The sequence below is a fragment of the Streptomyces sp. NPDC012510 genome (assembly GCF_042955065.1).
GTDB lineage: Bacteria > Actinomycetota > Actinomycetes > Streptomycetales > Streptomycetaceae > Streptomyces.
The window spans coordinates 70,274-90,766 of the sequence record NZ_JBIBEN010000002.1 but is presented as its reverse complement, the minus strand read 5'-3'; the positions used below and the strand labels follow the sequence as shown (position 1 = coordinate 90,766).

The window sequence follows — 20,493 nt, the reverse complement described above, 5'->3', positions numbered from 1 at the left end:
TACGCAACATGGCGTACGGAACCGGCGAGACAGGACACAGAGAGCTCCCGTGCGGCGCCCGCGCCCCGGACGGCGGCAGTCGCGCACGACGCGAGCCGCGGACGTCACCGGCCACGCCGGACCGGGTGCGGCGCCCGGGAGCCTGACGGGAGAAACGCCCGCATGCCCGAAACGATCGAACCCGCAGAGCCCGCACAGGGCTCCGAACACAACACGCCGAGCGACACGCTGCCGCCGCGCCGTCGCCGCCGTGCCGCGTCCCGCCCCGCAGGACCCCCGTCCGCCGCGTCCGAAGAGGCCGCGGAGACCACCGCTCCGGCCGTGGCGGCCGCCGAGTCCGAAGACCTCGCGGCCACCGAGCCCACCATCGCGGACGAGACCACCGAGGACGCCGTGAGTACTGAGGCCGAGGACCAGGCCACCGCGGAGGGGGAGGACGCCGAAGAGGCCGGGACCGCCGCTGCCGCCGAAGTGCCCGCCGCCGAGGACGCGGCGCCCGCCGGGCGTACGCGCCGACGTGCGACCCGCCGCGCCTCCGCGCCCGCCGGTACGCCCAAGGGGGCCGAGGCCGCCGAGACGGTGGTGCCCGCCGCCACCGGTGAGAGCGCCGGCGCCGAAGTGACCGAGACCGCCGTTGCCGTCGAGACGCCCACCGCCGAGGAGGCCCCGTCGGCCGGTCGTCCGCGTCGTCGTGCGACCCGCCGGGCGTCCGCCCCGGTCGGAGCGCCCCAGGCGGCCGAGGCCGCCGAGAGCGCGGTTGCCGCGTCGGCCGAACCGGAGGCCTCCGGCGAGGACAAGGCTGCCGCCGAGACCCCCGTCGCCGCTGAGGTTCCTGCCGTCGAGGAGACCGCGCCCGCCGGGCGTACGCGTCGTCGGGCCACACGCCGCGCGGCCGCACCGGCCGGTGAGCCCAAGGCCGCCGAGACCGCGGAGGCTCCGGCCGAGGCCGTGCAGACCGCCCCCGCCGTCGAGCAGGACGCGAAGCCGGCCGCCGCCCAGGAAGCCGCGCCCGTCGAGGCAGCGGCCGAGGAGACCGCACCGCGCCGCACGCGTCGCCGTGCCACGCGGCGGGTGTCCACGCCCGCCGGTGCCGCGGTCGACGAGGCCGCGGAGAGCGCGGCCGCCGAGCCCGCGTCGGCCCAGGCCGCTCAGGCGTCCGCCGCCGTGAACGATCCGGGCGCGTCCGCCCAGGCCCCTGCCGCTGCCGCCGAGACCCGCGCTGCCCCGGCCGCGCAGGCCCCCGCAGCCGAGAGTGAGTCCGTCAAGGCGCCGCGAGTCGCTGTCGCCGAGGCCGAGGCCGAGGAGGCCGGGCCGCGTCGTACGCGCCGTCGTGCCACGCGCAAGGCCGCCGGTGGATTCTCCGAGCCCGCCGCGCCGGTCGGCGAGGAGGCGCCCGCCCGGCCCGCGCGGCCCGCCGTGGCCGTGTTCCAGGCGCCGGTGTTCACCGAGCCCATGTTCCAGACGCCGGAGCGGGCAGCCGCGCAGGCCGCCGCCGAGGCGGAGGCCGAGACCGTGGAGGTCGAGGAGACCGTCGCGGCCCCCGACTTCGGCGGGTTCGCCGAGGAGGAGAGCACCGGCGGGTCGCGGCGTCGCCGTCGCCGCCGGGGCGAGGCCACCGAGGCGGAGCAGCCCGTGGCCGCCGCAGTCGTGGCGGACGAGCAGGAGCCCGAGGAGCCCGAGGAGCCCGAGGAGACGGGCGAGGACGCCGTGGAGGGGGACGAGTTCGGCGAGGAGGAGTCCACCGGGTCGCGGCGCCGTCGCCGCCGGGGTGGCCGCCGCCGTCGCCGGGGCGAGTCGGCCGAGGCCGACGACGCCGCCGAGGGCGACGAGATCGCCGCCGAGCAGGCCGCGCAGGACGCCGAGGACACCGCCGAGCAGGCGGACGAGGACGCCGAGGACGAGGCCGACGACCGCGAGGAATCCGGGTCCGGCTCCAGCAGCAGCCGTCGGCGCCGTCGCCGTCGTCGCCGCGCCGGTGACTCCGGCACCGAGGTCGAGCCGACGTCCGACGACCCCGAGCGCACGGTCGTCAAGGTCCGTGAGCCGCGTGAGCGGCGTGCCAAGGACACCGAGCTGTCCGACGAGGTGCAGTCCATCAAGGGCTCGACCCGTCTGGAGGCCAAGAAGCAGCGCCGCCGCGAAGGCCGCGAGCAGGGACGCCGACGCGTCCCGATCATCACCGAGGCCGAGTTCCTTGCCCGCCGTGAGGCCGTCGAGCGGGTCATGGTCGTCCGCCAGAGCGGTGAGCGCACCCAGATCGGCGTCCTGGAAGACAACGTGCTCGTCGAGCACTACGTCAACAAGGAGCAGGCGACCTCGTACGTCGGCAACGTCTACCTCGGCAAGGTGCAGAACGTGCTGCCGTCGATGGAGGCCGCCTTCATCGACATCGGCAAGGGCCGCAACGCCGTCCTGTACGCCGGTGAGGTCAACTTCGAGGCGCTCGGCATGGCCAACGGGCCGCGCCGGATCGAGTCCGCCCTGAAGTCCGGGCAGTCCGTGCTCGTCCAGGTCACCAAGGACCCGATCGGGCACAAGGGCGCGCGTCTGACGAGCCAGGTCTCGCTGCCCGGCCGCTACCTGGTCTACGTCCCCGAGGGGTCGATGACCGGCATCAGCCGCAAGCTGCCCGACACCGAGCGGGCCCGGCTGAAGACCATCCTCAAGAAGATCGTCCCCGAGGACGCGGGCGTCATCGTGCGCACCGCCGCCGAGGGCGCGAGCGAGGACGAGCTGCGCCGCGATGTCGAGCGACTGCAGGCGCAGTGGGAGGACATCCAGAAGAAGGCGAAGAACGGCAACGCGCCGACGCTGCTGTACGGCGAGCCCGACATGACCGTCCGCGTCGTCCGCGACATCTTCAACGAGGACTTCTCCAAGGTCATCGTCAGCGGCGACGAGGCATGGCAGACCATCCACGGCTATGTCTCGCACGTGGCGCCCGACCTGGCGGAGCGTCTGCAGAAGTGGACCTCCGAGGTCGACGTCTTCGCGACGTACCGCATCGACGAGCAGCTGATGAAGGCGCTGGACCGCAAGGTGTGGCTGCCCAGTGGTGGTTCGCTGGTGATCGACAAGACGGAGGCCATGATCGTGGTCGACGTCAACACCGGCAAGTTCACCGGCCAGGGCGGCAACCTGGAGGAGACGGTCACCAGGAACAACCTGGAGGCGGCCGAGGAGATCGTGCGTCAGCTACGGCTGCGTGACCTCGGTGGCATCGTCGTCATCGACTTCATCGACATGGTGCTGGAGTCCAACCGGGACCTGGTGCTGCGCCGTCTGCTGGAGTGCCTGGGACGCGACCGTACGAAGCACCAGGTCGCCGAGGTCACCTCGCTGGGCCTGGTGCAGATGACCCGCAAGCGGGTCGGTCAGGGCCTGCTGGAGTCCTTCTCCGAGACCTGTGTCCACTGCAACGGGCGCGGCGTGATCGTGCACATGGACCAGCCGACGGCCGTCGGCGGTGGCGGCAAGCGCCGCAAGCGCGGACGCGGCGGTGCCGAGCACGACCACGAGCAGGTGTCCGCTCCCGAGGCTGTCGAGCCGGTGGAGTCGGCGGAGCTGGTCGAGGCGGAGGTGGCCGCCGAGGTCGCCGAGCCCGTCGCGCTGCCGGCCCCCGAGTTCGAGCCGGACGAGGAGCTGTACAGCAGCGTCGCGGAAGCCGAGGCGGCGGTCACCCGCGGCCGTTCGCGCCGTCGTGCGACCCGGCGGGCGTCCGCGCCCTCGGGCGCCCCGAAGCCCCGCGAGGTCGTGACCACGACCGTCTCCGAGGACCGTGCCCCGATGTCCCGGGAGGCCGCCGAGGCGGAGCCCGTCGCGGTGGAGGATCCGGTCGTCGAGATGCCGGCCGCCGCGCCGAGCACCGAGGAGGCCGCGCCCAAGGGCCGTACGCGTCGTCGGGCGACCCGGAAGGTGTCCGCCCCCGCTGGTGCCCCTGCCGGGGTCGCCGCGGAGGAGGCCGTGGTGACGGTCTCCGAGCCGGTCGTGCAGCCCGCGGCCGAGCCGGTGGCCGAGCCCGTGGCCGAGAAGGCCGCCGAGCCGGTGGCCGAGCCGGTGGCCGAGAAGTCCGAGGAGGCCGTTGCGGAGAGCGCGGCTCCGGCGCGTCCGCGCCGGCGTGCCGTGCGCAAGGCGACGGCGCCCACCGCTTCGACCGAGGACGCTGTGGTCGTGGTTCCGTCGGGTCCTGCCGAGGAGCCCGCCGCGGCCGCTGAGGAGGCCGAGCCCGAGGCCGAGTCCGAGGCGCCCGCCAAGAAGACGGCGCGGAAGACGGCCAAGAAGGCGACGGCGAAGAAGGCCGCCACGAAGAAGACGGCGGCGGCCAAGAAGACGGTCGCGAAGAAGACCACGGCCAAGAAGGCGGCGGCCAAGAAGACGGCCACGAAGAAGACCACGGTGGCCGCCGAGCAGACGTCGGCCACGGTGACGGCTTCGACCGACGAGAGCTGAGCCCCCGGGGCGGCCACATGGTCCGCTCCAACTGGTGCCCCTGCCGGGTGGTTTCACCGCCGGGCAGGGGCACCGGTGTGTGCGGGGGCAGCGGCTTCGCCTCGGGCGGAGAGCAAGGTCATGTCGGGCGCCCCTTGTTCACCTTTCGGCGCCCCCTCCCCATGAGCACGGTCAGATACCTGTAAAACTCGGGTAGTCGTACGTAGCAGTGGCATGGGTGGGGAACGGGGAGGGGATCGCATGGCGGGAGTGCGCCTGGGGCGCGGGGCCGTGGCGCTGGTCACCGTGCTGTCGGCGGTCGGAGTGCAGACGGCGATGTCCGCGGGGACCGCGCAGGCGGCCCCGACCTGGACCGAAGGCCCCCTCTTCAACTACCCGTTGGGCGAGGAGAGCGAACAACTCGCGATACGCACACGGCTCATCGAGTTGACGGCCGCCGCGCTGCCCGGCTCGACCATCAAGGTCGCGGTCTACCACGTGTGGGAGGCGCCCGTCGTCGACGCGCTCGTGGCGGCCAAGAACCGGGGGGTGAACGTCCGGATCCTGCTGGACGAGTCGAGCATCAGCGACCGCCCGGCCAACACCGCGTACGGCACGCTCGCCGCAGCGCTCGGCACCGACCGTACGAAGGGCTCGTACATAGCGACCTGCCCCGTCGACAAATCCTGCCTCGGCGACCCCAAGTACGGGCAGTCGATCATGCACAACAAGTTCTGGTTGTTCTCGGCGGTCGAGGGCGCCACGAACGTGGTCGTGCAGACGACGTCGAACGCGACGCCGTCGGCGCACACCAAGTTCTTCAACGACGCGCTGCTGCTGCCGAACAACCCGACGATGCACGACGCGTACGCGGACTACTTCGACACGATGGTGGCCCGCGACTGGGGGTCCTGGGAGTACCGGACCGTCAGCAACGGCCTGTACAAGGCGTACTTCTTCCCCCGTGCCGGGAACACGCGGGCCACCGACACGGTGTACTCGGTGCTCAACAACGTGCGGTGCTCCTACAAGGACGGCGCGGGCGTCACACGGAAGACCTGGGTGCGGGTCGCGATCTTCAAGATCACGCGGCTGGCGATCGCCGAGAAGCTGGTCGCCCTGAAGAAGGCCGGCTGTGAGGTGAGCATCGTGTACGCCGAGTCCGACAGCGCCAAGAGCAGCGGGGGGACCAAGGGGACGTGGGAGAAGATGCACACGTCCGGCGGGCCCACGGTCCGCTGCTACAACGACGAGCGGGACCCGCTCAACCCCGGGAAGAAGCTGACCACGCCGTACATCATCCACTCCAAGTACATCCTCGTGGAAGGCATGTACGACGGGGTGCGCAACAAGATCAGCTTCACCGGGTCGGGCAACTACACCGGGCCCGCGCTGCGCGAGAACGACGAGTCGATCGTCAAGGTCGACGACGACGCCGTGCACGACATGTACAAGGCCCACTTCAACAGGGTGATCGCCGTCGCCTACCCGGGCAGGGCCGACACCACCGACCTGTGCAAGGGCGTGAAGCCGCTGCCCGCAGACGGCGAGAAGCCGACCGGACAGCGGGGGAGGGGGCTCGGTTTGACCCCTTCGGGCGTAGCCCCGTAACCTTGACCGTCGGCGTGTCCACAGGTATCCGTTCGGATGCCGCCTCGGACGCGCCACATCCCCGTAAACCTCATCCTTCCGGGCGCCGGGCGTCGTGGAAGAGGCCGTTCGCGTGTCGGGCGGCTGGACTGCGGGGGTGCCGTTCCCGAGCGAGAGAGTGAGATCCGCGTGTACGCCATCGTGCGCAGCGGTGGTCGCCAGCACAAGGTTGCTGTCGGCGACATCGTTGAGGTTGACAAGATTTCCACTGCCAAGGTTGGCGACACGGTCGAGCTCTCGACCCTGCTCGTTGTCGACGGCGACGCTGTGACCAGCGACCCGTGGGTACTGGCCGGCATCAAGGTCCAGGCCGAGGTCGTGGACCACCACAAGGGCCAGAAGATCGACATTCTGCGCTACAAGAACAAGACCGGCTACCGCCGTCGTCAGGGCCACCGCCAGCAGTACACGGCGATCAAGGTCACTGAGATCCCCGCGGCTGCGAAGTAAGGGACTGAGGAGAGATGGCACACAAGAAGGGCGCATCGTCCACCCGTAACGGTCGTGACTCCAACGCTCAGCGCCTCGGCGTGAAGCGCTTCGGCGGTCAGGTCGTCAACGCGGGTGAGATCCTGGTCCGCCAGCGCGGCACGCACTTCCACCCGGGCTCGGGTGTCGGCCGCGGCAAGGACGACACGCTGTTCGCGCTGAACGCCGGTGCGGTCGAGTTCGGCACCGCCCGTGGGCGCAAGGTCGTGAACATCGTTCCGGTCGGCTGATCGGAAAGTCTTCGGACAGTCTTTCGCGAGGCGGACCTCACTTCCCGTTCGGGAAGGCGGGTCCGCCTTTCGCGTGTTACCCAATAACTGAACCCGTACGTTTCTGGAGGCCCTCACCATGACCACCTTCGTGGACCGCGTCGAGCTGCATGTCGCCGCGGGTAACGGAGGCCACGGCTGCGCCTCCGTCCACCGGGAGAAGTTCAAGCCGCTCGGCGGCCCCGACGGCGGCAACGGCGGCCGGGGCGGCGACGTCATCCTGACCGTCGACCAGTCCGTGACGACCCTCCTCGACTACCACCACTCCCCGCACCGCAAGGCCACCAACGGCAAGCCGGGCGAGGGCGGCAACCGCTCCGGCAAGGACGGCCAGGACCTCGTCCTGCCGGTTCCGGACGGCACGGTGGTGCTCGACAGGCAGGGCAACGTCCTCGCCGACCTCGTCGGCCACGGCACCTCCTTCGTCGCCGCACAGGGCGGCCGGGGCGGCCTCGGTAACGCGGCTCTCGCCTCCGCCCGTCGTAAGGCGCCCGGCTTCGCGCTGCTCGGCGTGCCGGGGGACATGGGCGACATCGTCCTGGAGCTCAAGACGGTCGCCGACGTGGCGCTCGTCGGTTATCCCAGCGCGGGCAAGTCCTCGCTGATCTCAGTCCTCTCCGCCGCCAAGCCGAAGATCGCGGACTACCCGTTCACGACGCTCGTCCCGAACCTGGGCGTGGTCACGGCCGGCGACACGGTCTACACGATCGCCGACGTGCCGGGCCTGATCCCGGGCGCCAGCAAGGGCAAGGGCCTCGGCCTCGAATTCCTCCGCCACGTCGAGCGCTGCAGCGTCCTCGTCCACGTCCTCGACACGGCGACGCTGGAGTCGGACCGCGACCCCGTCTCCGACCTCGACATCATCGAGGAGGAGCTGCGGCAGTACGGCGGGCTCGGCGACCGGCCCCGGATCGTCGTCCTCAACAAGATCGACGTGCCCGACGGCAAGGACCTCGCCGAGATGGTGCGGCCGGACCTGGAGGCCCGTGGCTACCGGGTCTTCGAGGTGTCCGCCGTCGCCCACATCGGGCTGAGGGAGCTGTCCTTCGCCCTCGCCGACCTCGTGGGCGGGGCGCGCGCCGCCAGGCCGAAGGAGGAGGCCACCCGGATCGTCATCCGGCCGAAGGCCGTCGACGACGCCGGCTTCACGGTGGTGCGGGAGGAGGACGGGCTCTTCCGTGTGCGTGGCGAGAAGCCCGAACGCTGGGTCCGTCAGACCGACTTCAACAACGACGAGGCCGTGGGCTACCTCGCCGACCGCCTCAACCGCCTCGGTGTCGAGGAGGAGTTGATGAAGGCGGGCGCCCGCTCCGGCGACGGCGTCGCCATCGGCCCCGAGGACAACGCGGTCGTCTTCGACTGGGAGCCGACCGTCATGGCCGGTGCGGAGATGCTCGGCCGTCGCGGCGAGGACCACCGCTTCGAGGCGCCCCGGCCCGCGGCCCAGCGCCGCCGGGACCGCCAGGCCGAGCGCGACGAGGCCGAGAAGGCGTACGACGACTTCGAGCCGTTCTAAGGCCTGCCGGGTTCCTGTGCGCCGCCTCGCGGCACGACTGTCCGCAGTCAGGAGGCGGCGGGGCGGCGCCCCGTAAGGGGCGCGGGGAACTGCGCGACCAGCCACGCACCACCCGCAGTCGCCGTACCATCGCGCCCCCGAGCCCTTGGGCGCATCCATCCGCCCCGACCGACGAAGAAGGGCCCCGGAGGCAGACACCTCCGGGGCCCTTCCCCCGTTCCTAGCGGAGCGAATCGCTCGGCTCGCCCTCCGGCACCTCGTCCCCCGCCTCCCGAGGCGAGGGGATCTCGTTGGCGAGGCGGGACTCCATCCGCACACGCCGCTCGTCGGCCTTGGCGCACAACGCCTTGACGGCCGAGTCGAAGCGGACCAGGGAGGGCGGGTCCGAGGGCCCGAGGAGCTGCTCCTTCAGTTCCGCGCGGGCTTTGGTGAACTGGTCCTTCTCGGGGTTGCGGACCGCGTCGAGAAGGGCCGGGACACCGCCCGCCTTCGGCGTGAGGACGACACCGGCGGACACCGTGGGGAACGCCGCCCGGAAGGCCGTCTCCGGCAGCCCGGACGTGTTCGCCACCGAGTACGGCTTCTCACTGGACAGCCAGTCCGACACCACCGACGAGACGTCGCTGATCAGCAGGTCCGACGCGTTGAAACAGGCGAAGATCGAGGGCCGCGCCTCGGTGATGATCCGGTGCTCCCACTCCGGGAACGACGCCCAGTACGCCTTCTCCCAGGCCAGCGTGGCCTCGGCGATGGCCGCCTCACGGTCTCCGCCGGGCGTGCCCTGCAGCAGCATCCGCTCCATTTCGTCCGCGCTGGCCCGGAACGACGTGGAGGTCAGCCTGTCCAGCTCGGCGGTGCGCCGCGTCAGTTCGGCGGCGGCCTCGGGGCCCGGCCGCGCGCCCGAGCGCTTGGCGCCGGCCTCGCGGATCATCGCCTTGATGCGCTCGTTGGCGGCACCCGCGCGCGGGTCGACCGAACCGGTCATCGGGTGCGGCTTGTACAGCAGCCGTACCTTGTCGTCGGCGAGCAGCTTGCGGACGATGTTCTCGCCGGCCAGGACCACCGAGGTGTTACCGGGATTGCCGTCCCAGCCCTCCCACGTGGGGGCGTAGAGGACGGTCGTGTACGTGCCGGTCGGGGGGCCCGCGTAGGGGCGGATCGGCGCCAGTTGCGGGCGGCCGACCTCGACGATGTCCTTGTCCTCTACGCCGACCTCGGCGAGCGCGTACCGCTCGCGCGCGGCGGGACCGGCGACCCACACCTCGTCGTACGCCTTCGCGTACGGGTTGCAGGAGGAGAGCTTGTCGCTCTCGCCGTGGTTGATGAAGGCGTGCTTGATGGTGGGGATGCGCAGCACCTGCGAGGTCTTCGCCGCGTTGGCCGGGTGCAGCATCGTCTTCAGCGTCGAGTTCTCCAGGGAGAACATCGTCGACACCTTCGGGAAGCAGATGACGGGGACGTCCGTCGCGTCGATCTTCTGCACCATGAAGCGCTCACGCAGCACGATCAGCGGCTTCTCCAACTCGGACAGCGTGGAGAGCCACATGTTCGCCTGGTACGCCGACGTCGTACCGCCGGAGAAGTACATCGCGGTGGTCGGCTGGTACTTCGCCAGCCACCGGTCCAGCCACTCCATGACCTGCTGCTCGCTCTTGGCCCGCTTCTTCGGCAGCAGCCAGGTCGCCAGGTACGCGGTGCCCAGGGCGAGGGCGACGAGGCCGGTGCCGAGGCCCACGGCGCCCCAGAGGACGTCCTGTGTGGCCGCGGTCAGCACCAGACCGGCGGTGACCGGCAGGGAGAACGTCAGCAGCCGGTGGGCCTGGCGGCGGGCCAGGACGCGCGGCGGGGCGGCGCTCAGACGCAGCTCGGAGGCGTCGATGTTGCGGGTCACGATCGGCAGCGTCCGGGTGCGGCGTACCAGCACCGAGACGGCCTGGCAGGTGAAGTGCACCACGTAGAAGACACAGAGGCCGACCAGGAGGGGGGCCTGCTCGCGCAGCGGGTCGATGCCGTCGATGCGCAGCAGCCCCACCAGGATCAGCATGTCGCGCAGCAACTGGCGCACCAGTGCGTCGAAGCGGACCTTGCCCAGCGTCGCGAGCAGTCCGGGGTCCCGGTACTGCAAGAACGTGTCCAGGACGAGGCCCGCCGCGCTGGCGACGACGAACACGGGAATGTTCGGCAGCAGCGCGGAGACGATCTGGGCCGTGAAAAGTGCGAACATCGCGAACAGCGCGGAGAACTGCGCGATGCGGCGGGGTGCGAGGCCTGCGGAGGGCACGGGCTGGGCTCCTGCGGAGGGTGCGAGGGGATGACGGGGCCGATCCCTGACCGTATGACCTCGGGTGCCCGGGGAGCAATCTGCCGCGAGGGCGATCAGGAGTAATCGGACGTATCGTCCGCTCTCGCGCGACGCTTCTCACCGCCTCATCACAAAGTGCCCCACCCATCGTCGGCTCCGTCCGCCCACCGAAATGCCCGAGCGTGGGGTCCGCGTCCTCACGTAGATTGCGCAATGCACACACCGGGTTGGTCCGGAACATCGGAACATTGGGGATAGGCGTGTCAGCGGCAAGGCAGGGCGTGGCGGAAGCGCACCGGATCGTGGTGAAGGTGGGCTCCTCGTCGCTGACGACGGCCTCCGGGGGGCTGGACGCGGACCGGGTGGACGCGCTGGTGGACGTCCTCGCCAAGGCCCGCAGCGGCGGCGAGCGGGAGATCGTGCTGGTCTCCTCCGGTGCCATCGCCGCCGGACTCGCGCCGCTGGGCCTGCGCCGCCGCCCCAAGGACCTCGCCCGGCAGCAGGCGGCCGCCAGCGTCGGCCAGGGCCTGCTGGTGGCCCGCTACACGGCCTCCTGCGCCCGGTACGGCATACGGGTCGGCCAGGTGCTCCTCACCTCCGACGACATGAGCCGCCGCGCCCACCACCGCAACGCCTCCCGCACCCTCGACGAACTGCTCGCGATGGGCGCGCTGCCGGTCGTCAACGAGAACGACACGGTCGCCACGGACGAGATCCGCTTCGGCGACAACGACCGCCTCGCCGCGCTCGTCGCCCACCTCGTACGGGCGGACCTGCTGGTGCTGCTCTCCGACGTGGACGGTGTGTACGACGGCGACCCCGGCAAACCCGGCACATCGCGGATCGCCGAGGTGCGGGGGCCCGAGGACCTCGCCCATGTGGAGATCGGCAGCGCAGGCAAGGCGGGCGTGGGCACCGGCGGCATGGTCACCAAGGTCGAGGCGGCCGGGATCGCCACCGGGGCGGGCATCCCCGTGGTGCTGACCAGCGCCGTCCACGCTGCCGACGCCCTCACCGGCCGCGACACGGGCACCTATTTCCATGTCACCGGCAAGCGCTCCGCTGACCGGCTGCTGTGGCTCCAGCACGCCTCCACCCCGCAGGGCGCGCTCATCCTCGACGACGGAGCCGTGCGGGCGGTCGTCGAGCGCCGCAAGTCGCTGCTGCCGGCCGGCATCGCGGCCGTCGAGGGCGACTTCACCGCCGGCGACCCCGTGGAACTGCGCGACGGCACCGGTCGGGCCGTCGCGCGCGGGCTGGTGAACTTCGACGCCAAGGAGATCCCCCAGCTGATCGGCCGCTCGACCCGGGAACTGGCGCGCGAGCTGGGTCCCGCGTACGAACGAGAGGTCGTACACAGGGACGACCTCGTCCTCCTGCACCCCTGACCAGCGGCCCCGTGGAGGGGCGAAAGCACGTGCCCCGGCAGTGCGCGTTCCGTAAAACCGCCACGCGAAGCCCCTGAGCCTGCTCAACTTTGTCTCGGGGAGATTCCGCACGCCCCATTGCGAAGCACCCATCGTTGCGAAGGAGGCCGTCGTGAGACGAGTGCGCCCCGGGGCCACGGCGTCCCGTGGTGGTGGTACCTCCCGTGCGGCCGGCGAGGAGCGGACGCTCACCAGCGTCGCCGCCTCGGACACGTACGAGGGCGACAGCGTCGAGGAGCCGCAGGACCTGCCCCGGCTGTGGCACGTCACGCTGAGCGTCTCCGGGCCCGAGGCCCCCCTCAAGGAGGTGCGGCGCGGCCTCGAACAGCTCGCCCACGACCACCCCTTCCTGCTGACCAGCCGCTACGCCAACGACCACGCCGAGATCCGCTACTGGGAGGAGGCCCGCGACCTGCACGACGCGGCCGCCGTCGCCCTGCGCCTGTGGGGCGAGCACCGCCGGACGGCCGGGCTGCCGCCCTGGGAGATCGTCGGCCTGGAGGTCATCGACCGCCAGACGTACCACCTGCGTATCGCCGAGGGATTCGGGCCGCCCCCGGCCACGCCGGTGGGGGTCCACCCGTTCTGAGCGAGCCCGTCTCGGCCTGTGGGACAGCGGCTGGGGCGGCCTGCCTAGGAGCACTACCCTTCCCTTTATGACCTCGCTCTCGCCGTACGACTCCATGACCCCGGTCGCCCGGGCCGCCTACCGTGCCAAGGCCGCAGCCGCCGACCTCGCGCCGCTCCCGCGCGCCGTCAAGGACGACGCGCTGCTCGCCATCGCCGACGCGCTGGAAGTCCGTACGAGTGACGTCGTCGAGGCCAACGCCAAGGACATCGACAAGGCCCGCGAGGCAGGCACCAGCGAGGCCATCGTCGACCGGCTGACGCTGACCCCGGAGCGGATCCGCGCGATCGCCGCCGACGTCCGTGACGTGGCCGCCCTGCCCGACCCGGTGGGCGAGGTCGTCCGTGGCTCCACCCTCCCGAACGGCATCGACCTGCGCCAGGTCCGCGTCCCGCTCGGCGTCGTCGGCATCATCTACGAGGCCCGCCCGAACGTGACCGTGGACGCCGCCGCCCTCTGCCTGAAGTCCGGCAACGCGGCCCTGCTGCGCGGCTCGTCCTCCGCCTACGAGTCCAACACCGCCCTCGTACGGGTCCTGCGGGACGCCGTCGGCGGCGCCGGGCTGCCCGCCGACGCCGTGCAGCTGGTCCCCGGCGAGAGCCGCGAGTCCGTACGCGAGCTGATGCGCGCCCGCGGCCTGGTCGACGTACTCATCCCGCGTGGCGGCGCCTCCCTGATCCGTACGGTCGTCGAGGAGTCCACCGTCCCGGTGATCGAGACCGGTACCGGCAACTGCCACGTCTACGTCGACGCGAACGCCGACCTGGACACGGCGATCGAAATCCTGATCAACTCCAAGGCCCACCGGGTCAGCGTCTGCAACGCCGCCGAGACCCTCCTCGTCCACCAGGACATCGCCCCGGAGTTCCTGCCCCGCGCCCTCGACGCCCTCGCCGACGCCGGCGTGACGGTCCACGCCGACGAGCGGGTCCTGGCGTACGCCAAGGAGAGCCGGGCCACGGTCGTCGAGGCCACCACGGACGACTGGGAGACCGAGTACCTGTCGTACGACATCGCCGCCGCCGTCGTCGACACCCTCGACCGGGCCGTGGAGCACATCCGGCTGTGGAGCTCCGGCCACACCGAGGCGATCGTGACGACGTCCCAGCAGGCCGCCCGCCGCTTCACCCAACTGGTCGACTCCACGACGGTCGCCGTCAACGCCTCGACCCGCTTCACCGACGGCGGTCAGTTCGGCTTCGGCGCCGAGATCGGCATCTCCACCCAGAAGCTGCACGCCCGCGGCCCGATGGGCCTGCCCGAGCTGACCAGCACGAAGTACATCGTCACGGGCGACGGACACGTACGGCGCTGAGCCGGACGGGGTCTCGTGGGCGTCGGTCCGTTCCCGTGAACAGACCGCCGCCCAGTCGGCAGAACGGATGAATTTCCTTACCGTCTGCCCAAATTGACCACCCCGGTCTACTCTGGATCCGTGCCGGAGGACGTGGGGGGCACGCCGTTCCCGGACGGCTGGGAGCCCGACGACGACCGCGACCGCGGGGGTATGGACGAAGAGTTCGCCTCCGTGGTCTTCGACGAGGACTTCGTCCGGGCGGCCGTGGTCCACGAGCCGACGGCGGTCGAACGCCTGCTCGCGGCGGCCGAGGCCCGTGCCGCGGCACAGGAGGCCGAGGCCCGCCGGGCGCACTCCAGAGGCCCACGCGGTGACGACGACCGGTACGACGACGGCTTCGGATCCGGCCGCGGATTCGGCCACGACCCCGATCTGGACGATCTCGACGACGCCGACATCCTGGAGGCCCGCTACGGCGCCGACGGGGCGTACGGCAAGCAGACCCGTTGGCACCGGCCCGTCGCCTGGATCCTCGCCCTGGTCATGGGCATCGGCATGGTCGCGCTGGCCTTCACCGCCGTCTACCGGGGCGCCTCCTCCGGCCGTGGCGAGGTCCCGCTGCCTCCCGCCACCACCGGCGTCGAACAGGGCACCCCCAGCGGCCCCTCCGCCTCCGCGGACTTCTCCCAGCCGGCCGTGTCGGCGGACCCCCGCACGCCCTGAGAGGTCGACGCAAGGGCGTGGAACGAGCCCTGGCAAGGGTTCGACGGCCGTTCGAAAGCTGGTGAGGACCTGTCATAACTTGTCGTGTACCAGTGCGTTTACCGAGGCCCCCGGAGACCTACTCTGAAGGTATGGGCGGGCCTGGAAACCCACCTGAGGGGACTCCCGAGGGCGCCCCCGGCGGTGGAGAGGACGAATACCGATCCGTCGTCTTCGACGAATCGTTCGTTCGCGCTGCCCGCCTCCAGGAGTTCTCCGCACAGGAACGCCTCTCCGACCACGCCCCGGCCGTACGCCGCCGCCCGCCCATGCGTCGCGGCCTGTCCCGGCAGGCTCTGCTTCTCGTCCTGCTGATCGCCCTGGCCTTCGGCACCGCGATCTACATGGGCGTCCGACACCCGTACGACACCCCGGCCGCGAAGCCCACCGAGCCGCTCAGGATGACGGTGATCCCGCTCTCCCCGCAGAGCGCGGTGCCCGGCGCGGAGGAGCCCGAGACGCTGTACGCGCACAGCCCGGCCGCCCAGTTCCGCATCGGCGCGGAGGGCATCACGATGCCGGCCACCCGGCGTACCGAGCATTTCACCGACAGTCAGGTCGTCTCGGCGCTGAGCATCGCCAAGGAGTACCTGGTCGCCTCCGCGCTCGACCCGGAGGTGCTCGGCGGCACCACCGTCCAGCCCGTACGGCGGCTGCTCGACTCGGAGCAGCTCGACCAGTTCGAGCAGAGTTTCGACCGTCCGGCGGCGGACGGACGGCACGCCCCCACCGGCTGGCTGGTCCGCTTCGACCCGTCCCGCGCGGAACTCGCCGACCGCAAGATCCGCGTCCAGGGCACACTCCAGGCCGCCGAGTTCGACTCCGGCACCCTGGAGGTCGTCGCCGCCCACACCTTCGTGTACGCGCTGCGACCGCCGGGCGGCGACGACCGGGCCGATGCCTCGCTGTTCACGGTCCGGCGCGAACTGCACTTCCGCTTCGACCAGGACGACCTGCGCACCCACCAGACCGAAGTCGTCGTCTCCTACGTCCAGGCCGGACCGCTGGCCTGTGCCGACGACGCCGCGGGCCACCTGCGCCCGCTCCTCGCCGGCCAGACCGCCAAGGCCGGCGGCCCCGCCGCCGGCACCGACCCGTACAACACCGCCGCCGCCACCGCCCTGTGCGGCTCCCTCGCCCAGAGCGCCCAGCCGAAGGTGTAGGGCCCTCACGCGACAGGCGCCCGGTCCGGGGGTTTCTCCTCCGGGCGGGCGCCTGTCGCGTCAGTGGTGGTCGCTTGCGTCACTCCTCGTCGCGGCGCCGGTCCTCGTCCCGGCGCCGGTCCTCCTGGGCGGTGTCGGTGCCGCCGCCGGAGGCGCTGCCGGTGTTCGAGCCGCCGCTCGCGAAGCCGCCGAAGCCGCGCCGCACCCGGCCGCCGAGGTCGCCCGCGCCGCCCGCGATGTCGGTGACCAGCTTCATCAGCGGGTCCTTGGAGCTCTTGACGCTGCTCGTGTAGTGCGACGCCGACTCACGGAAGGAGTCGGTCACCGAGGTGTCCTTGTCCTCGCCGCGCCTCGGGTAGTGCCCGTCCATGATCCGCTGGAAGTCGCGGGACTCGGCCCACTTCTTCAGCTCGGCGGCGCGGACCGTGGTGAAGGGGTGCGAGCGGGGCAGCACGTTGAGGATCTTGAGCACGGAGTCCCGAAGATCGCCCCCGGCCTCGTACTCCTCGGCCTGCGCGAGGAACGCGTCCACGTTCATCTCGTGCAGGTGGTTGCCGCCCGCGATCTTCATCAGCCCGCGCATCGAGGCCTGCACGTCCTGGCCGACCAGCAGGCCCGCGCGGTCGGCGGACAGCTCCGACTTGCGGAACCACTCGCGCAGCGCTGTCACGATCGCCATGATCGCGAGGTTCCCCAGCGGGATCCAGGCGACCTTCAGGGCGAGGCTCGTCAGGAACAGCAGGATCGTGCGGTACACCGAGTGACCGGAGAGCGCGTGGCCCACCTCGTGACCGATGACGGCCCGCATCTCCTCCTCGTCGAGCAGTTCGACGAGCCCGGTGGTCACGACGATGATCGGCTCGTCCAGACCGATGCACATCGCGTTCGGCTGCGGGTCCTGGTTCACGTACATCGGCGGGACCTTCTCCAGGTCCAGGATGTAGCACGCGTCCCGCAGCATGTCGTTGAGGTGGGCGAACTGCTGGTCCGAGACCCGTACGGAGTCGGACAGGAACAGCAGCCTGAGGCTGCGTTCCGGCAGCAGCCCGCTGAGTGCCTTGAACACCGTGTCGAAGCCGCTGAGCTTGCGCAGCGCCACCAGCGCCGAGCGGTCCGCGGGGTGTTCGTACGCCCGCGAGGAGATCCCCTCGAAGCGCCTGCGCTGCCTGCTCGGCACGTTCTCGTGCCCGTTCTGCTCGTGGCTGTCGTCCGGCATGTTTCCCCCATGCGTCTGTTTGCCCATGTTGCCCCCGAAGCGGGGTCCAGCCTAGGCGGAGTTACCGTGGCAGGGCATCAACCGTAAGGAGCGATCTCCATGGGACATCTCCCGCACCTGCCGGCATCCGCCTGGCTCACCGAGGCCGCGGGCGCCGCCGCGAAGGAACAGGGAGCGGGCAACCTGCTGCGTGTGGTGCTGATCGTGATGGTCCTGGGCTCCGTCCTGATGGCGTGGTTCCTGCTGCGGGGCTACAAGCGGGACGACTGACGCCCGCCGACGGGAAGGACGTGCGGCGCGCGTGAACGGTTGCTCGTCCGTGAAGTACGCGCCTGGCGGCGCCCCCGTTCACTCCTGAGCGGAGTCGGCGTGATCGCCGACGGACCCCCCGCATACGATGGGCCGAGTCTTTATCCCGATCCCACACCCGGATAGGTCACGCCGACGATGAGCTTCCACAGCACCGCTGCCGACTTGGTCACTCTCGCCGCCGAGGGCGGCGGGGAGCACGGCGGCAACCACGAGAGCCTGAGCCCCTACCTGACCGGCGGCGGAGCCTTCGTCGCCCTGATGCTGCTGCTGTGGATCACCACCCGCTTCAACCGGGACCGCTGATCCTCGCAAAAGGACGTTCGAGCCGGGCGCGGTGACCGGGCCGGTAGGCTCTCCACGCATGGGAGAGCAGGACATGCCTACCGGTCCGGAGCACGACAAGGCGAAGGACCAGGCGCACGACACCACCGACGGCCGGGCCGACAGCACCGCCGGCGCACCGGGAAACCGTCCGTCGGAGCCCACCCGGCGCCGCCTCGGCGTCATGGGCGGAACGTTCGACCCGATCCACCACGGGCACCTCGTGGCGGCCCAGGAGGTCGCCGCGCAGTTCGGGCTCGACGAGGTCGTGTTCGTGCCGACCGGCCAGCCCTGGCAGAAGTCCCACCGCTCGGTCTCGGCAGCCGAGGACCGCTATCTGATGACGGTCATCGCCACGGCCGAGAACCCCCAGTTCTCCGTGAGCCGCATCGACATCGACCGCAAGGGTCTCACCTACACCATCGACACCCTGCGCGAACTGCACGAGCTCAACCCCGAGTCGGACCTCTTCTTCATCACCGGCGCCGACGCGCTCGCCCAGATCCTCACCTGGCGTGACGCCGACGAACTGTTCTCCCTGGCACACTTCATCGGGGTCACCCGTCCGGGTCACACCCTGGCCGACCCCGGCCTGCCGGCGGGCGGGGTTTCGCTGGTCGAGGTCCCGGCGCTAGCCATCTCCTCCACGGACTGCCGTGCGAGAGTCGCCAAGGGCGATCCCGTCTGGTACCTGGTGCCGGACGGCGTGGTGCGCTACATCGACAAGCGGCAGCTGTACCGCGGCGAGTGAGCCGAGAGGGGCACCGGTGAACGACCGATACGACGCTGGCCACGGGGGCGACCAGCAGTACGAACTCGTGGGCTACGACCAGTACGGGCAGCCGGTCTACCGACAGGTGCCCCAGCAGCAGGTCCACGACCCGTACTGGACACAGCAACAGCAGCCCCAGGGCTACGGCTACGACCCGTACGGCACCGGTCAGCAGCAACCGATGCCGTCATACGACTCGAGTCAGCAGACGCCCGCCCCCTCGTACGACTCCTACGGCGTCCAGGGAGTCCATGGCACCCACGGCACCCATGGCGTCCACGGCACCCATGGCGTCCACGACCCTTACGGGCAGACCGCGACCACCGGCCACCAGACGGCCCACGTAGCCGAGCAGACCGCCTACATCCCGCAGCAGACGGGGCCGGCGGAGTCCGTCGAGGAGGGCGGACCACGGGCCGGTGAGGCCGCGCCGGAACGGGACGGGGACGAACCCGCATACCGCACCGAGCAGTTCGCCTTCGTCGACCAGCCCGACGGCGACTCCGAGGACGTCATCGACTGGCTGAACTTCACGGAGAACCGCACCGAGCGCCGCGAGGAGGCCAAGCGGCGGGCCAAGAGCCGGCTGATCGCCCTGGTCGTGGTCTTCGCCGTGGTGGCCGCCGGCGGCGTCGGCTACCTGTGGTGGGCCGGCACGTTCTCCGGGGCGTCCTCGGACGGACAGACCGGCACCACGGCCTCCGCCGCCGCCCAGAAACGGGACGTGGTCGTCGTCCACCTGCACGACACCAGGAAGGGCGGCACTTCCACGGCGCTGCTCGTGAACAACACCACCGCGGGCCAGGGTGCCACCGTCCTGATCCCCAACGCCCTGGCGCTCACCGCCGACGACGGCACCACGACCACCCTCGCCAAGGCCGTCGAGGACGACGGCTCCTCCGGCACCCGCGACGCGCTCGACACCGTCCTCGGCACCGACATCGAGGGCACCTGGCGGCTGGACACCCCGTACCTGAACAACCTCGTCGAACTCGTCGGCAACATCGACGTCGACACCGACACGGACGTGCCCGACCCCGAGGCGGAGAAGAAGAACGAGGCCCCCCTCGTCAACAAGGGCGAGGGACAGACCCTCAGCGGCAAGACGGCCGTCGCCTACGCCACCTACCGGGCGCCCGGCGAGTCGCAGAACGCGCAGCTCAAGCGGTTCGGGCAGGTCATGCAGGGTGTGCTGCGCAAGCTGTCGTCCGACGCCGACGCCGCCACGGTGACCGTGCAGACACTGGCCCAGATCCTCGACCCCTCGCTCAGCGACAAGGACCTCGGCGCCTTCCTCGCGGGACTCGCCGACCACGCCAAGGGCGGCGACTACAAGACCGTCCTGCTGCCCGTCCAGCAGGACGGCACCCTCAGCGCCGAGGACTCCGACAGCGTGGTCAAGAACCTGCTCGGCGGCACCGCGAAGAGCCCCGACGCCGGGGACGCGGTCCGTGTCGGCATCCGCAACGCCACCGGAGTGAAGGACGCCACCGAACAGGCCCGCGTCGCCGTCCTCAACGGCGGCTACACCTTCCTCGACGCCGGCACCACCGGCACCGCCCGGGCCACCTCCCAGGTCACCTACTCCGACGCGGCCCGCAAGCAGGACGCCGTCGAGGTCGCCAAGACCCTCGGCCTGCCGACCAGCGCCGTCAGGAAGGGCGAGACCACGTCCAACGCCGACGTCTCGGTCGTCCTCGGGCAGAACTACGAGACCTCGGACACCACCGGCACGACGGGCACCACCGGCACCACCGGGACGACTGCCACGACAGGCGCGACGGGGTGAGCGTCACCGCGCGGTGATCGACTCCGTCTCCGACCGGGCCGGGCCCCGAAGCCGCTCGTACAGGCGCCGCTCCGGGGCCCGGTGGATTAACCCGTGGGGCGGTGTCGGTGGGGCGTGAGACCCTTGAGGTAGCCCGTGAGGGTTCCTGACCG

16 protein-coding genes are annotated in these 20,493 nt (G+C 71.2%); 14 read left to right on the top strand and 2 right to left on the bottom strand.

Translation table 11 applies throughout. From position 1 onward, the window contains the following. The first annotated feature begins 162 nt into the window (after positions 1-162). From ACFY9I_RS03270 to obgE, 5 genes are all read left to right on the top strand, one after another. Entirely contained in the window at positions 163-4,449 is a 4,287-nt protein-coding gene (locus tag ACFY9I_RS03270; RefSeq protein ID WP_390995963.1) for an Rne/Rng family ribonuclease, read from the top strand. A 240-nt stretch (positions 4,450-4,689) separates the two neighbouring features. After that, positions 4,690-6,039, top strand: coding sequence for a phospholipase D-like domain-containing protein (locus ACFY9I_RS03265; protein ID WP_390995960.1), 1,350 nt, complete (start codon positions 4,690-4,692; stop codon positions 6,037-6,039). Between the two features lie 168 nt (positions 6,040-6,207). Further along, positions 6,208-6,528, top strand: a complete 321-nt coding sequence (gene rplU / locus ACFY9I_RS03260) for a 50S ribosomal protein L21 (protein WP_004931419.1) — start codon at positions 6,208-6,210, stop codon at positions 6,526-6,528. A 14-nt stretch (positions 6,529-6,542) separates the two neighbouring features. Further along, the gene (rpmA, locus tag ACFY9I_RS03255) at positions 6,543-6,797 is read left to right on the top strand and encodes a 50S ribosomal protein L27 (RefSeq protein WP_033525817.1); all 255 of its coding nucleotides are present in this window, start codon (positions 6,543-6,545) and stop codon (positions 6,795-6,797) included. Between the two features lie 118 nt (positions 6,798-6,915). Beyond that, positions 6,916-8,352, top strand: coding sequence for a GTPase ObgE (gene obgE / locus ACFY9I_RS03250; RefSeq protein ID WP_390995956.1), 1,437 nt, complete (start codon positions 6,916-6,918; stop codon positions 8,350-8,352). 220 nt (positions 8,353-8,572) lie between these two features. On the opposite strand, the gene ACFY9I_RS03245 is transcribed toward obgE, so the two are convergent. Beyond that, complete coding sequence (locus tag ACFY9I_RS03245; RefSeq protein WP_390995953.1) at positions 8,573-10,633, bottom strand: hypothetical protein; 2,061 nt, start codon at positions 10,631-10,633, stop codon at positions 8,573-8,575. 302 nt (positions 10,634-10,935) lie between these two features. On the opposite strand from ACFY9I_RS03245, the gene proB reads away from it, so the two are divergent. The 5 genes from proB to ACFY9I_RS03220 all read left to right on the top strand — a co-directional run bounded on the left by proB (position 10,936) and on the right by ACFY9I_RS03220 (position 15,931). Then, positions 10,936-12,042 carry a glutamate 5-kinase gene (gene proB / locus ACFY9I_RS03240; RefSeq protein ID WP_390995950.1) on the top strand — a complete coding sequence of 369 codons (1,107 nt, stop codon included), beginning with the start codon at positions 10,936-10,938 and terminating at the stop codon, positions 12,040-12,042. Between the two features lie 160 nt (positions 12,043-12,202). After that, entirely contained in the window at positions 12,203-12,670 is a 468-nt protein-coding gene (locus ACFY9I_RS03235) for a hypothetical protein (protein ID WP_390996991.1), read from the top strand. 67 nt (positions 12,671-12,737) lie between these two features. After that, positions 12,738-14,024, top strand: a complete 1,287-nt coding sequence (locus ACFY9I_RS03230; protein WP_390995947.1) for a glutamate-5-semialdehyde dehydrogenase — start codon at positions 12,738-12,740, stop codon at positions 14,022-14,024. 120 nt (positions 14,025-14,144) lie between these two features. Next, positions 14,145-14,729 (top strand): hypothetical protein, encoded by a 585-nt coding sequence (locus ACFY9I_RS03225; RefSeq protein WP_390995944.1) that lies wholly within the window; start codon positions 14,145-14,147, stop codon positions 14,727-14,729. Between the two features lie 131 nt (positions 14,730-14,860). Next, complete coding sequence (locus ACFY9I_RS03220) at positions 14,861-15,931, top strand: hypothetical protein (protein WP_390995941.1); 1,071 nt, start codon at positions 14,861-14,863, stop codon at positions 15,929-15,931. Positions 15,932-16,010: 79 nt separating this feature from the next. Here the strand turns inward: ACFY9I_RS03220 and ACFY9I_RS03215 are convergent, their stop codons facing one another. Next, positions 16,011-17,147, bottom strand: coding sequence for a M48 family metalloprotease (locus ACFY9I_RS03215; protein WP_390995938.1), 1,137 nt, complete (start codon positions 17,145-17,147; stop codon positions 16,011-16,013). A gap of 99 nt (positions 17,148-17,246) precedes the next feature. Between ACFY9I_RS03215 and ACFY9I_RS03210 the strand changes: the two genes are divergently transcribed. From ACFY9I_RS03210 to ACFY9I_RS03195, 4 genes are all read left to right on the top strand, one after another. Continuing rightward, the gene (locus tag ACFY9I_RS03210) at positions 17,247-17,417 is read left to right on the top strand and encodes a hypothetical protein (RefSeq protein WP_390995936.1); all 171 of its coding nucleotides are present in this window, start codon (positions 17,247-17,249) and stop codon (positions 17,415-17,417) included. 177 nt (positions 17,418-17,594) lie between these two features. Further along, complete coding sequence (locus tag ACFY9I_RS03205) at positions 17,595-17,762, top strand: hypothetical protein (protein WP_045557516.1); 168 nt, start codon at positions 17,595-17,597, stop codon at positions 17,760-17,762. Between the two features lie 58 nt (positions 17,763-17,820). Next, positions 17,821-18,531, top strand: a complete 711-nt coding sequence (nadD, locus tag ACFY9I_RS03200; protein WP_390995934.1) for a nicotinate-nucleotide adenylyltransferase — start codon at positions 17,821-17,823, stop codon at positions 18,529-18,531. Between the two features lie 16 nt (positions 18,532-18,547). Next, entirely contained in the window at positions 18,548-20,341 is a 1,794-nt protein-coding gene (locus ACFY9I_RS03195) for a LytR C-terminal domain-containing protein (protein WP_390995931.1), read from the top strand. Positions 20,342-20,493 lie beyond the last annotated feature (152 nt).

Bases quoted from the DNA above. Each gene is read 5' to 3' on its own strand.
- ACFY9I_RS03220 (WP_390995941.1), top strand. From the start codon at position 14,861: ATGGGCGGGCCTGGAAACCCACCTGAGGGGACTCCCGAGGGCGCCCCC.
- obgE (WP_390995956.1), top strand. From the start codon at position 6,916: ATGACCACCTTCGTGGACCGCGTCGAGCTGCATGTCGCCGCGGGTAAC.
- rpmA (WP_033525817.1), top strand. From the start codon at position 6,543: ATGGCACACAAGAAGGGCGCATCGTCCACCCGTAACGGTCGTGACTCC.
- ACFY9I_RS03215 (WP_390995938.1), bottom strand. From the start codon at position 17,147: ATGCCGGACGACAGCCACGAGCAGAACGGGCACGAGAACGTGCCGAGC.
- ACFY9I_RS03210 (WP_390995936.1), top strand. From the start codon at position 17,247: ATGGGACATCTCCCGCACCTGCCGGCATCCGCCTGGCTCACCGAGGCC.
- ACFY9I_RS03205 (WP_045557516.1), top strand. From the start codon at position 17,595: ATGAGCTTCCACAGCACCGCTGCCGACTTGGTCACTCTCGCCGCCGAG.
- ACFY9I_RS03270 (WP_390995963.1), top strand. From the start codon at position 163: ATGCCCGAAACGATCGAACCCGCAGAGCCCGCACAGGGCTCCGAACAC.
- nadD (WP_390995934.1), top strand. From the start codon at position 17,821: ATGGGAGAGCAGGACATGCCTACCGGTCCGGAGCACGACAAGGCGAAG.
- ACFY9I_RS03230 (WP_390995947.1), top strand. From the start codon at position 12,738: ATGACCTCGCTCTCGCCGTACGACTCCATGACCCCGGTCGCCCGGGCC.
- ACFY9I_RS03265 (WP_390995960.1), top strand. From the start codon at position 4,690: ATGGCGGGAGTGCGCCTGGGGCGCGGGGCCGTGGCGCTGGTCACCGTG.